The organism is Dankookia sp. GCM10030260 (genome assembly GCF_042666655.1).
Lineage (GTDB): Bacteria > Pseudomonadota > Alphaproteobacteria > Acetobacterales > Acetobacteraceae > Paracraurococcus.
Map to the genome: position 1 here is coordinate 95,723 of NZ_JBHTDE010000004.1, position 12,676 is coordinate 108,398.

At 70.9% G+C, this 12,676-nt stretch carries 10 protein-coding genes; 7 read left to right on the top strand and 3 right to left on the bottom strand.

The window, feature by feature from the left end:
* The first annotated feature begins 131 nt into the window (after window positions 1-131).
* The 4 genes from aspS to ACFQS7_RS16085 all read left to right on the top strand — a co-directional run bounded on the left by aspS (window position 132) and on the right by ACFQS7_RS16085 (window position 5,483).
* The gene (gene aspS / locus ACFQS7_RS16070) at window positions 132-1,958 is read left to right on the top strand and encodes an aspartate--tRNA ligase (RefSeq protein ID WP_380068116.1); all 1,827 of its coding nucleotides are present in this window, start codon (window positions 132-134) and stop codon (window positions 1,956-1,958) included.
* Window positions 1,959-1,967: 9 nt separating this feature from the next.
* Complete coding sequence (locus tag ACFQS7_RS16075) at window positions 1,968-2,810, top strand: cell envelope integrity EipB family protein (RefSeq protein ID WP_380068117.1); 843 nt, start codon at window positions 1,968-1,970, stop codon at window positions 2,808-2,810.
* A 157-nt stretch (window positions 2,811-2,967) separates the two neighbouring features.
* On the top strand, window positions 2,968-3,918 hold the full coding sequence (locus tag ACFQS7_RS16080; protein WP_380068118.1) for an isopenicillin N synthase family dioxygenase: 951 nt from the start codon (window positions 2,968-2,970) through the stop codon (window positions 3,916-3,918).
* Window positions 3,918-5,483 carry an ABC transporter substrate-binding protein gene (locus ACFQS7_RS16085; RefSeq protein ID WP_380068119.1) on the top strand — a complete coding sequence of 522 codons (1,566 nt, stop codon included), beginning with the start codon at window positions 3,918-3,920 and terminating at the stop codon, window positions 5,481-5,483. The genes ACFQS7_RS16080 and ACFQS7_RS16085 overlap by 1 nt, the downstream gene beginning before the upstream one ends.
* A gap of 161 nt (window positions 5,484-5,644) precedes the next feature.
* Here the strand turns inward: ACFQS7_RS16085 and ACFQS7_RS16090 are convergent, their stop codons facing one another.
* The gene (locus ACFQS7_RS16090; RefSeq protein WP_380068120.1) at window positions 5,645-7,222 is read right to left on the bottom strand and encodes an ABC transporter substrate-binding protein; all 1,578 of its coding nucleotides are present in this window, start codon (window positions 7,220-7,222) and stop codon (window positions 5,645-5,647) included.
* A gap of 142 nt (window positions 7,223-7,364) precedes the next feature.
* Here ACFQS7_RS16090 and ACFQS7_RS16095 point away from each other — a divergent pair, with 142 nt between their 5' ends.
* The 3 genes from ACFQS7_RS16095 to ACFQS7_RS16105 all read left to right on the top strand — a co-directional run bounded on the left by ACFQS7_RS16095 (window position 7,365) and on the right by ACFQS7_RS16105 (window position 11,490).
* Window positions 7,365-8,195, top strand: coding sequence for a TauD/TfdA dioxygenase family protein (locus ACFQS7_RS16095; RefSeq protein ID WP_380068121.1), 831 nt, complete (start codon window positions 7,365-7,367; stop codon window positions 8,193-8,195).
* Between the two features lie 66 nt (window positions 8,196-8,261).
* Window positions 8,262-9,929 (top strand): Na/Pi cotransporter family protein, encoded by a 1,668-nt coding sequence (locus tag ACFQS7_RS16100; protein WP_380068122.1) that lies wholly within the window; start codon window positions 8,262-8,264, stop codon window positions 9,927-9,929.
* 28 nt (window positions 9,930-9,957) lie between these two features.
* Window positions 9,958-11,490, top strand: a complete 1,533-nt coding sequence (locus ACFQS7_RS16105; protein ID WP_380068123.1) for a UxaA family hydrolase — start codon at window positions 9,958-9,960, stop codon at window positions 11,488-11,490.
* Between the two features lie 158 nt (window positions 11,491-11,648).
* Here the strand turns inward: ACFQS7_RS16105 and ACFQS7_RS16110 are convergent, their stop codons facing one another.
* Together ACFQS7_RS16110 and ACFQS7_RS16115 are read right to left on the bottom strand one after the other, a co-directional pair.
* Window positions 11,649-11,960: a hypothetical protein gene (locus tag ACFQS7_RS16110; RefSeq protein ID WP_380068124.1), complete on the bottom strand. Its 312-nt coding sequence runs from the start codon at window positions 11,958-11,960 to the stop codon at window positions 11,649-11,651.
* 136 nt (window positions 11,961-12,096) lie between these two features.
* Window positions 12,097-12,642, bottom strand: coding sequence for a hypothetical protein (locus ACFQS7_RS16115; protein ID WP_380068125.1), 546 nt, complete (start codon window positions 12,640-12,642; stop codon window positions 12,097-12,099).
* Window positions 12,643-12,676 lie beyond the last annotated feature (34 nt).

A 12,676-nucleotide genomic window follows, 5' to 3' on the forward strand; every position in this document is an offset into this window, starting at 1 on the left:
ACTCCGGCTGAGATGGCCATCGATATGGCCATCGGCGCGGCCGATGTCATCGCCGGACCATCGCGGGGTTGACAGGACGCATCCCCGGCGCCTCAAACCCGCCCATCCCAGATATTCCAGGTCCCCGCCCCATGCACGCCTACCGCACCCATACCTGCGGCGCCCTCCGCGCCTCCGATGCCGGCAAGACCGTGCGGATCTCCGGCTGGGTGCACCGCAAGCGCGACCATGGCGGGCTGCTCTTCCTCGACCTGCGCGACCACTACGGCCTGACCCAATGCGTCGTGGCCCAGGGGTCCCCGGTGTTCGAGGCGGCCGACCGGCTGCGCGCCGAGAGCGTGGTCACCGTGACCGGGGAGGTGGTGAACCGCGAGGCCGGGACGGTGAACGCCAAGCTGCCAACCGGCGAGGTCGAGCTGCGGGTGCGCGAGCTGGTGCTGCAATCGGCCGCCGAGGTGCTGCCCTTCCAGATCGCCGGCGAGCAGGAGGCGCCGGAGGAGATGCGGCTGCGCTACCGCTTCCTCGACCTGCGGCGCGAGCGGCTGCAGCGCAACATGATCCAGCGCGCGCAGATCATCCAGGACATCCGCGAACGGATGATCGCCGCCGGCTTCAACGAATTCCAGACGCCGATCCTGACGGTGAGCAGCCCCGAGGGCGCGCGCGACTTCCTGGTGCCGGCCCGGCTGCACCCCGGCAAGTTCTACGCCCTGCCGCAGGCGCCGCAGCAATACAAGCAGCTGACCATGGTGGCGGGCTTCGACCGCTACTTCCAGATCGCCCCCTGCTTCCGCGACGAGGCCGGCCGCGCGGATAGAACGCTCATGTTCTACCAGCTCGACGTCGAGATGAGCTTCGTGACGCAGGAGGACGTCTTCACCACCATGGAGCCGGTGATCCGCGGCACCTTCGAGCGCTTCGCCGCCGGCCGCCATGTCGATGCCGGCCCCTGGATCCGCATCCCCTATGCCCAGGCGATGCTGGACTATGGCTCGGACAAGCCGGACCTGCGCAACCCGCTGGTGATCCGCGACGTCACCGCGCAATTCGCCGGCTCGGGCTTCGGGCTGTTCGCCAAGATCGCCGCCTCCGGCGGCGTGGTGCGGGCCATCCCGGCGCCGGGGGCCGGCAAGAATCCCCGCAGCTTCTTCGACAAGATGAACGAATGGGCGCGCGAGCAGGGCGCCGGCGGGCTCGGCTACATCACCTTCGAGGCCGACGGCGCAAAGGGCCCGATCGCCCGCAACCTGGAAGCGGACCGCGCCGAGGCGATCCGCGCCGCCTGCGGCCTCGCCCCCGGCGACGCGGTGTTCTTTGCCGCCGGCAAGCCGGCCGAGGCCGCCAAGCTGGCCGGCCAGGCGCGGCTCAAGCTCGGCCACGACCTCGGGCTCTCGGAGAAGACCGGCTTCCGCTTCTGCTGGATCACCGACTTCCCCTTCTACGAGCTGAACGAGGAGACCGGGCAGGTCGACTTCAGCCACAATCCCTTCTCCATGCCGCAGGGCGAGATGGCGGCGCTGGAGGGCCAGGACCCGCTGACCATCGGGGCCTATCAGTACGACGTGGTCTGCAACGGCTACGAGATGGCCTCGGGGGCGATCCGCAACCACAAGGCGGAGATCATGGTGAAGGCCTTCGGCATCGCCGGCTACCCGCCGCAGGCGGTCGAGGACCGCTTCGGCGGCATGCTGAACGCCTTCCGCTACGGCGCCCCGCCGCACGGCGGCATGGCGGCCGGCATCGACCGCATCGTCATGCTGCTGGCGGAGGAGCCAAACCTGCGCGAGGTCAACCTCTTCCCGATGAACCAGCAGGGCGAGGAACTGATGATGGGTTCGCCTTCCGTGGTGGAGGAGGCGCGGACGCGCGAGCTGCATATCCGCACCGTGCTGCCGCCGGCCCGGCAAACCGGCGAAAAGCCGGCCGCGAAGGATGCGTCGCCGGCCAAGGCGCCCTAATTGCTGCGCATGCACCCAAGGACCCGCGCCATGCCGTTGCGCCGCCACCTGATCGCCGCCCTGGCCACCCTGGGCGCGGCGGTCGCCTTGCCGGCCCCCGCTGCGGAGCCGGGGGCGGAGGCCATGATCGGCCATCGCGCCGCCTATCGGCTGACGCTCGACAAGGTGCGGGACAATTCCGACATCGCCCGGGCCGAGGGCGTCATGCTGTACGAGGTGATCGACAGCTGCGACGGCTGGGCGACCCGGCAGCGCTTCCAGCTGCGGCTGACCGACCGCGACGGCCAGGATGTCGAGACCACCTCGGACTACTCGACCTTCGAGACCAAGGACGGCAGGTCCATCCGCTTCAGCCTGACCCAGACCAGCCAGGGGGCGGTCTCCCAGCGGATCGCCGGCGATGCGGATATTACGGATGCCGGCGGCACGGTGCGCTACACCGAGCCCGAGGCGAAGCAGGAGGAATTGCCGAAGGGCACCCTGCTGCCGATGCTGCACACCATCCGCAGCCTTGCCGCGGCCAAGGCGGGCACGCGGATGCTGGTGGTGCCGCTGTTCGACGGCACCAGCGCCGACGGCGCGCAGGACACCACCACGGTGATCTCCGCCTGGCAGCCGCCGGCGGCGAGCGGCAAATTCCCCGACCTCGCCAGGCTGGGCAGTGCGCGGATGCGGGTCGCCTTCTTCGACCGCAAGGACAGCGGCGCCGGCGGCGGCGCCAGCGCGCCCGACTACGAGGTGGGGCTGCGCTACTTCGAGAACGGCGTGGCCGACGAGCTGAAGATGGATTTCGGCGAGTTCAGCGTCGATGGCCGGCTGCAGGAACTGGCGCTGCTGCCCAACCCCTGCTGAACGGCGGCGGTCCCCGGCAAGGCCCCGGTCACCGCCGGGGCCTTTCTGCTGCCCGGCGGTTTGACCCGGCGGCGGCGGCCGTGATTAGCTTGGGTCAAGAACGCGCAAGCCGGCGCATGGCACCCGACCCCGCCCCGCCTCCCGCAGGAGAGCCGCCATGGCCGCCGACGCCACGCCCGCGATTCCGATCCTCGACCTCGGGCCCTATCTGGCCGGCGCGCCCGGCGCGCTGGAGGCGACGGCGGCGACGCTCCGCCACATCAATGAGACCATCGGCTTCCTGACCATCGTCAACCACGGCGTCCCCGCCGCGCTGGTCGAGGAGGCCTTCGCCGCCTGCGCCCGCTTCCACGCCCAGGGGCTGGACGAGAAGCTGGCGGTGAAGGCCAATCCGCAATTGCAGGGCTACGTGCCGCTGCGCGGCAGCACCACGCGGCATTCGCAGATCAACCCGAACAACAAGCCGAACGAGAACGAGGCCTTCTTCATGAAGCGCGCCGGCGGCGATGCCGGCGGCCCGGAGTGCTGGCCCGCCGGCCTTCCCGGCTTTCAGGACACCGCGCTGCGCTACTACGACGCGCTGGATGCGCTGGCCCAGGCGATGCTGCCGCTCTACGCCACGGCGTTGGATCTGCCGCCCGGATATTTCGGCCCGCTCTGCGACCGGCCGCTGACCAACCTGCGCTTCACCCACTACCCGCCGGCCAGCTACGGCGCCAACGAGTTCGGCATCGCGCCGCATTCCGACAGCAGCTTCTTCACCCTGCTGGCGCAGAACAAGGTGCCCGGCCTGCAGCTGCGCACCACCGACGGCACCTGGTTCGACGTCCCCGTCATCCCCGACAGCTTCGTGGTGAACACCGGGGACGTGCTGCACCGCTGGACCAATGGCCGCTTCCTCTCGACGCCGCACCGCGCCTTCAACACCTCGGGCGGCCCGCGCTACGCCATCCCCTATTTCTTCCACCCGAACCCGGACACGCTGATCGACGTGCTGCCGGGCTGCGACGCCGAGCCGCCGCGCTTCCCCGCCCTGACCACCGGCGACTACATGGCCTGGTTCCGCAACCAGAATTACGACCATGTCCGCCGCGCGAGCGCCGCGTGATGCGCGCGCCCTTCCTCGCCGCTGCGCTGCTGGCCGCCACGCTCGGCACCGCCGCGGCGCAGCCGAGGACGCTGCGCGTCTCGCTGAACACCGAACTCCAGGTGCTCGACCCGATCGTCACCACGATCAACGCGACCCGCGTCTTCGCCTACATGGTCTTCGACACCCTCGTCGGCATCGACAACCAGGGCAACCTGAAGCCGCAGATGCTGGAGGGCTGGGAGGTCTCCGACGACCGCCTGACCTGGCGCCTCACCTTGCGCGAAGGCCTGGAATTCTCCGACGGCACGCCGGTGACGGCCGCCGACGCCGTCGCCTCCATCCGCCGCTGGGGGAAGCGGGAGGCCTTGGGCGGCCAGCTCATGCGCTCGACCGCGGCGCTCGAGGCGGTGGACGACCGCCGCTTCACCCTGGTGCTGAACCGCCCCTTCGCCTTCGTCATCGAGGCACTGGGCAAGCCCGGCCACACCATCCCGGTGATGATGCCGGCGCGGCTGGCCAACCTGCCGGCCGACAAGGCGGTGCCGGAGATCGTGGGGTCCGGCCCCTTCCTGTTCCGCCGCGCCGAATGGCGGCCGGGCGACCGCGCCAGCTTCGACCGCAACCCGCGCTACCGGCCGCGGCCCGAACCGGCCGATGGGCTCGCGGGCGGCAAGCGCGTGCATCTCGACCGCGTCGAGCTCATCAGCATGCCGGACCAGGCGACGCGGGTCTCGGCCCTGCTGGCGGGCGAGATGGACCTGCTGGAGATCGTCCCCTTCGACTTCATCGCCGCCCTCAGGCGCGACCGCAACGTCACCATCGCGTCGCAGCGCGGCGTGCAGCAGATGGTCTCCATCCTCAACGTCAACCACGTGCAGCCACCCTTCAACGACCCGCGGCTGCGGCGGGCGCTGCAGGCGGCCATCCAGCAGCCGGACGTCATGGCCGGGCTCGGCCTGCCGGCCGACATGGCGCAGCCCTGCCTGTCGATCTACATGTGCGACGCGCCGCTGACCAACGACGCCGGCACCGAATACCTCCGCGGCGCCGGCCCCGAGCGCGCCCGCGCCCTGCTGCAGGAGGCCGGCTACAAGGGCGAGAAGGTGGTGTTCTTGCACTCCGCCAGCTCGGCGCTGCTGAACCCGATCGGGCTGGTGATGGCCGACCAGATCAAGCGCGCCGGCTTCAACGTCGATGTCTTCACCACGGACTACGCCACCGCCGCGCAGCGAAGGCTGAGCCGCGCGCCGGTCGAGCAGGGCGGCTGGAGCGTGATGCCGATCGTCTGGAACGGCATCGACCTGATCAACCCGCTGTCCAATCCTTCGGTGTCGAACAACTGCTCGGAGTTCAATCCGGGCTGGCATTGCGACGAGGAAACCACCGGCCTGCTGCGGCAGATGGCGGAGGCCGCCGACCCGGCGCAGCAGAAGGCGCTGGCGGCGAAGCTGCAGGCGGCCTTCCATCGCAACGTGAACTATGCCCTGGGCGGGCAATTTTCGGCGCCGGCGGCCTACCGGGCGGATGTGAAGGGCGTGGTGCCGTTTGCCTTCCCGGTGTTCTGGAACATCGAGCGGAAGTAGCAAGGCCAGGGAGGACGTATCCTCCCTGGACCCTCCTCTATTTTTGTGGGTTTGGCACTCGCCGCGCGGCAAAGGCCAAGCCCATAGAATGGAAGGGAGTGGTTGGACGCATGCGTCCAACCGGGGGGGGGGGATACTTTCCCCTCCCCAACCTTGCCTGCCTATTCCCGCTTCAGGTTCCACAGGAACGGGTTCGGCCCTTGCAGCACCCCGCTCAGGTCGCGCCGAAACGCGGTGCGCAGCCTGAACAGCCCGGTCGGCGCGAAGGGCACGCTGTCCCAGGCCGCCTCCTGCAGGGCCGCCATGGCGCGGACTTGAGTCGCCGCGTCGCCGGCGCCGATCCAGGCCTCGACCTCGGCCTCGGAAGCAGCATCCGTCGGCCAGCCGAACCAGGCGCGCTCCCCATGGCCGCGGATGATGGGGCTGACCGCGGGGTTGGCGATGGCGGCGGCGGGGAAGTTGGTGTTGTGCAGGCTCCAGCCGCCCTGGGCCGGTGGGCCCTTGTTGGCGCGGCGGGCGATGGTGGTGGCCCAGTCGCTCTCGACCAGCTCGATATTGACGCCGAGCCGCCGCATCAGGTCGGCCGAGACGCGGCCCTGCTGGGTCACCGCGGGGAAGTCGCTGGGGTTCACCAGCACCACCGGCTCGCCCTTGTAGCCCGCCTCGCGCAATGCCGCGCGGGCGCGCTCCATCGCCGCCTCGCCGCGCGGCGCGGGGGGGAACTCCTTCACCCCCGGCAGGCCGCAGGGGAAGACCGCATGGCATTCCTGCCAGTCACCCGGCAGCGCCACCGCCTGCATGTAGTCGGACTGCACCAGGGCGTCGCGGATGGCGCGGCGGACCCGGACGTCGTTGAACGGCGCGTGCAGGTGGTTGAACCGGAGGAAACCGAGGAAGCCGTTCGGGTCGTAGACCTGCGTCGCGATGTTGCGGTCGCGCGCCAGGACCGGGACGAGATCCGGCAGCGGGTATTCGATCCAGTCGATCTCGCCGGTCTGCAGCGCCGCTGCCGCCGTGCCGCCATCGGGGATCCAGACCAGCTCCAGCCGGTCGAAATGCACCCGCTTGCCGCCCGCGGCCGCCTCGGCCGGCTCGTCGCGCGGGACATAGGCCTCGTTGCGGGCATAGGCCGCGCGGGCGCCCTGGACGAACTCGCCCGCCAGGAAGCGCCAGGGGCCGCTGCCGATCATCCCGTCCACGCCGATGGGCTTGTCGGCCGGGGTCGCGGCGATCCGCGCCGGCATGATGAAGGCGGGGCTGGCGGCCGGCTTGGCCAGCGCGTCCAGCAAGGCGGGGAAGGGGCGGCGAAGCCGGATGACCATCACCTGGTCCTCCGGCGCCGACCATTCCGCCACCGCCCGGGCCAGCACCTGGCCGAAGCCGTCCCGCACCGCCCATCGCTGGAGGGAGGCGACGCAATCGCTGGCCCGCACCGGCGCGCCGTCGTGGAAGCGCAAGCCCTCGCGCAGCCGGATGGTCCAGGTCAGCCCATCGGCCGAGACGGTATGCCCCGCCGCCATCTGCGGCCGCGGCCGCAGCTTCGCGTCGCAGCCGTACAGCGTGTCGAAGACGCAGTAGCCATGCGTGGTGACGATGGTGGTCGGGTTGAAGATGGGGTCCAGCACCGCCAGCGCCGCCTGCGGCATGAAGCGCAGGCTGCGCGCCCGGACACCCTGGCCGAGGGCGGGCAGCGGCAGGGTCGCGAGGCCCGCGGCCTTCAGGATGGTGCGTCGTTGCATGGCGTCGGTCTCCCCTGGCCTGCGCGATAGGGCAGGATGCGCGGCGGCGGAAGGGGCGCGGGGTTTGCGGCGCCGGGAAGGCTGGGCCATGCTGCGGGCAACACGCCAAGCCCACGGTCGTCCTCGCAGGAGCCTGCCAGAGATGAGCGCTGCCCTATCCTCCGCCACCCGCGTGGCGACGCACCCGCTCGACGCCAGCTTCGGCGCCGAGCTCACCGGCCTCACGGTCGCCGGCGATGCGCCGGCCGCCGATGTCGCGGCCTTCCTGGCGGCGCTGCACCGCCACCACGTGGTGCTGATCCGCAACGTGGCGAACGACCCCGGCGCGCAGGTCGCCTTCAGCCGGCGGCTCGGCCCGCTCGAGCTGCATTCGGGCACCACCCATACCCACCCGCAGCACCCGGAGATCTTCTGCGTCGGCAATTACGACGCGGATGGCATCAAGGCCAACTTCGCCACCGGGGTCGAGCAATGGCACGCCGACAGCAGCTTCCGCGCGGTGCCCAGCGCGGCGTCGCTGTTCTACGGCGCGATCTGCCCGCCGGAGGGCGGCGAGACCTGGTTCCTCGATGCCCAGGCCGCCTATGACGACCTCGACGAAGCGACCAAGGCGCGGATCGAGGGGCTGGTCGCGGTGCACGACCTGGCGACGCTTTATGACTGGAACGCCAGGCACACGCCGGGCCGGCCGCCTTTGTCGGAGGAGACGCGGCGGAAATTCCCGCCGATGCCGCAGCCGCTGGTCCGCATCCATCCGGTGACCGGCCGGCGCTCGCTCTTCCTCTGCCCCGCCGTGATCAGCCACATCGAGGGCATGGACGTGGCCGAGGGCCGCGCGCTGATCGAGACGCTGATGCGGCATGCCGGGCAGGAGCGCTACCTCTACCGCCACCGCTGGCAGGCGGGCGACCTGGTGGCCTGGGACAACCGCTCCGTCCTGCACACGGCCTCGTTGTTCGACCATACCCGCTAGACGCGCTTGATGTTCCGCACGACGGTGGCCGGCAACGCCTGACCATCCGGAGGTGACGGACCAGGAATGACCGAGCTACGGCTGCTGCTGGACCTGGCGGGCGAGGCGGCCCTGCTGCTCTGGGGCCTGCACATGGTGCAGAGCGGCGTGCAGAAGGCCTTCGGCAGCCGGCTGCGGCATGCGCTGGGCATCGCGCTCGGCGGCCAGCTCAGGGCCTTCGCCGCCGGGCTCGGCGTCACCGCCGCCTTGCAGTCCAGCACCGCGACGGCGCTCATGGTCGGCTCCTTCGCCGCCTCCGGCGCGGTGGCGCTGGCGCCGGCACTTGCGGCGATGCTGGGGGCCAATGTCGGCACCGCGCTGATCGTGCAATTGCTTTCCTTCGACGTGGCGGCGGTCTTCCCGGTGCTGGTGCTGATCGGCGTGCTGGCCTTCCGCCGGGCGAGGCGGGCCCGCACGCGCGACCTCGGCCGCGTCTCGATCGGGCTCGGGCTGATGCTGCTGGCGCTGCACCTGATGGTGGCCAGCATGGCGCCGGTCGAGACCTCCCCCACGCTCCGCGCGTTGCTCGCGGCGCTGGCCGACCAGCCGCTGCCCAACCTGCTGCTGGCCGCCGCCATCGCCTGGGCGGCGCATTCCAGCGTCGCCGGCGTGCTGTTCGTGGCGTCGGTGGCCGGCAGCGGCGTGGCGGCGCCGGCGGCGGCCTTCGCGATGGTGCTGGGCGCCAATCTCGGCAGCGCGGTGAACCCGCTGCTGGAAGCCGGCGGCGACCGCGAGGACACGGCGCGGCTGCGCGTCCCGGCTGGCAACCTCATCAACCGCGTGCTGGGCGCGGCGCTCGGTCTGGCGCTGCTGCCGCAGGCGGTGGGCTGGCTGCAGGTGGTGGATGCGGCGCCGGCACGCTTCGTCGCCAATGCGCATCTCGCCTTCAACCTGGTCACCGGCCTGCTGGCGCTGCCGCTGCTGCCGGGGTTGGCGCGGCTGCTGGTGCGGCTGCTGCCGGACCGCACCGCGGCCGATCCCGGCGCGCCGCGCTACCTGGACGAGGCGGCGCTGCGCACCCCGTCCGTCGCCCTGGCCAATGCGGCGCGCGAGGTGCTGCGCATCGCCGACCGGGTAGAGGCGATGCTGAAGGCCTCGGCCGAGGCCTTCCGCGCCGCCGACCGCGACGCCGCCCGCGCCGCCGGCAAGCTGGACGACGAGGTCGATCGGCTGCACCGCGCGGTGCACGACTACCTGTCGAAGATCCCCCGCGACGCCTTGGGGGAGGAGGAGATCCGCCGGCTGGAGGAGGTGCAGGCCTTCGCCATCGCACTCGAGCATGCGGCCGACGTGATGGAGCGCGACCTGCTGCGCCATGCCGGCCGCCGGCTGCGCCGCGGCGCCCCGCTGGAGGAGGCCGGGCTGCAGGAGATCGCCGAGCTGCACGCGACGTTGCAGGAACAGCTTCGCCTGGCGATCGCCGTCTTCATGCTGGAGGACGCCGAGGCGGCCCGGCAACTGGTGCGCGGCAAGGAAGGCCTGCGGGTGGCGGAACGCGATGCGGCCCGCCGGCTGGCGGCCGGCGAGGGCGACGCCGCCGGGCTGTTGCTGGATGCGGTGCGCGACCTGCGCCGGGTCGGCGGGCATATCGCCCTGGTGGCGCACCCGCTGCTGGAACGGCGGGGCGAGTTGCTGCCGAGCCGGCTGGCAACGGAAGCGGCACTGGCGGATGGCGATTCCACACCCAGCGGGTAATCTGCGGCCCGAGACGGAGACCCGACCAATGGATGCCATGACCCAGCCGCCCATCATCCGCCTGCACCCGGAGGACGACGTGGTCATCGCCCGCCAGGTCCTGCCGCCGGGCACCTCGATCGGCGACAACGTCGCGACCCTCGCGCGCATCCCGGCCGGGCACAAGATCGCGGTGAAGGCGCAGGCGAAGGGTGACCCGGTGCGGCGCTACGGCCAGATCATCGGCTTCGCCACGGATGCGATCTCGCCCGGCGCCTGGGTGCATACCCACAACCTCGGCATGGGCGACTTCTCCCGCGACTATGCCTTCGGCCGGGATGCGAAGCCGACCCAGCCGGTCGCCGCGCCGGCGACCTTCCAGGGCATCATCCGCGCCGATGGGCGGGTGGCGACGCGCAACTACATCGGCATCATCACCTCGGTGAACTGCTCGGCGCATGTGGCCGAGCTGATCGCCATGGCCTTCCGCCGCAACCCGCTGACCGGGGAGGACCCGCTGGCGGCCTGGCCGAACGTCGACGGCGTGGTGGCGCTGACCCACAAGACCGGCTGCGGCATGACGGCGGGCGAGCCGCTGACGCTGCTGCGCCGCACGCTGGGCGGCTTCGCCCGGCATGCCAATTTCAGCCATGTCATCGCCATCGGCCTGGGCTGCGAGGTGAACCAGATCGGCGGCCTGCTGGACGAGCAGCGGCTGTCAGGGCGCTTGCGCAACATGGACATCCAGGAGATGGGCGGCACGCGGAAGACGGTGGCCGCCGGGATCGCCTTCGTGAAGGAGGTGCTGGACGAGGCCAACAAGGTCTCCCGCGTGCCGGTGCCGGCGAGCGAGCTTTGCGTCGCCCTGCAATGCGGCGGCTCGGACGGCTATTCCGGCATCACCGCGAACCCCTCGCTGGGCGCGGCCTCTGACCTCGTCGTGCGGCACGGCGGCACGGTGATCCTGTCCGAATCCCCGGAGACCTATGGCGCCGAGCACCTGCTGACCCGCCGCGCGGTCTCCCCCACGGTCGGCCAGAAGCTGGTCGACGTGATGCACTGGTGGGAAGCCTACTGCGAGCGCGAGGGCGCCGAGATGGATGCCAATCCGTCCCCCGGCAACAAGCTGGGCGGGCTGACCACCATCCTCGAGAAGTCGCTCGGCGCCATGGCCAAGGCGGGGTCCACCAACCTGGTCGAGGTGGTGCGCTATGCCGAGCCGGTCACCGCCAAGGGCTTCGTCTTCATGGACACGCCCGGCTACGACCCGGTCGGCGCGACCGGCCAGGTGGCGGGCGGCGCCAACCTGCTCTGCTTCACCACCGGCCGCGGCAGCGTCTTCGGCTGCAAGCCGACGCCGTCGATCAAGCTGGCGACCAACACGCCGATGTACCAGCGCATGGAAGACGACATGGACATCAACTGCGGCACGGTCGTCACGGGAGAGGAGACGGTGCAGCAGGTGGGTGAACGCATCTTCGCCAAGATGCTGGAGACGGCGAGCGGCGGACGGACCAAGAGCGAGAGCTTCGATTTCGGCGCGGCGGAATTCGCGCCCTGGGTGCTCGGCGCGACGATGTAGGGCAGGCAAGCCTGGGGAGGAAAGCGTTTCCTCCCATCGGACGCATGCATCCGGCGCCGCCTTCGTTCATGCAGGCCTGACACCTGCCGCCCGGCGTGCCAGGCCCACGAAAAGAGAGGCGCGGCCTGGGGAGGATGCTTCCTCCCCAGCCGTTCTCTTCACGCCGCTGAGGTCAGCGCCTCGCCGAGCTGCTTGACCTTCTCGGCATTCTTGCTGTCCGCCTTGCCGGCCAGGGTCACGGTTTCCTTGCCCAGCTTGCCGACCAGCGTCTTCACCGCGTCGCCGTCGATCTGCTCCGCCTGGATGAGCTTCTTCAGCTTCTCCAGATCGCGCACGATGGTCTTGGCGCCGGGCGTCTCCAGCTTGCCGAGGGTGTCTTCCCAGCCCTCGATGTTCTTCACCGCGGCGCTGATGGTGAAGCCCTTCACCCCGTCCTGGATGTGCTTGATGGTGGCTGCGAACTGCGGCATGCACGTCTCCTGTTGCGCGGCGCTTGCTGCGCCGCTCGGAGGAGTAGCGCGCGGAACGCCGCGGGTTTCCCGAACAGGACGAGAACAAACTTCCATGACGCCGCGTTGGCGGGGCCTTGCGCCGGGCCGTTTCCGCCTATCCGGCGATGCGGTTGCTCGCCTCGAACAGCCGCTTCGCCTTCTCCACGTCGTAGCGGCCTTCGGTCAGCGTCTCCGGGTCCCACTCGCTGCGGTCGGCGGCGAAGAAGTCGCCGCCATAGATGTGGATCGCCCCGGTCAGCTTCAGCAGCGGGTTGGTGACGGAATGGACGATGTCCTTCCCCAGCACCGCGCAGTCCCGGGCGCGGACGGCTTGCGCGCCGGCGGCCTCCAACCGGCCGTCGGGTAGGCGGCGCCAGTAGATGTTGTCCTCCCCGCCGGTATAGACGCCGATCACCGCCCACATGCGGTGGTTGTGCGGCATGATGGTCATCCCCGGCCCCCAGACCACGTTGAGGATGGTCAGGTCGTCGGCGCGGTGCAGCGTGGTGATCCCGGCCCGCTGCGGCTCGCCCAGCCCGGCCATCACCTGGCCGGGGTCGGCGACGGTGCGGCCCAGCAGCGCCCGCACCGCGCGGGACCCGCCGGCATCCTGCGCCAGGGCGATGCGGCAGGCTTCGATGAAGCCGTCGGTTTCGAACATGCGGGATGCCTCCTGTTTCGACGGGGCGCGGGCA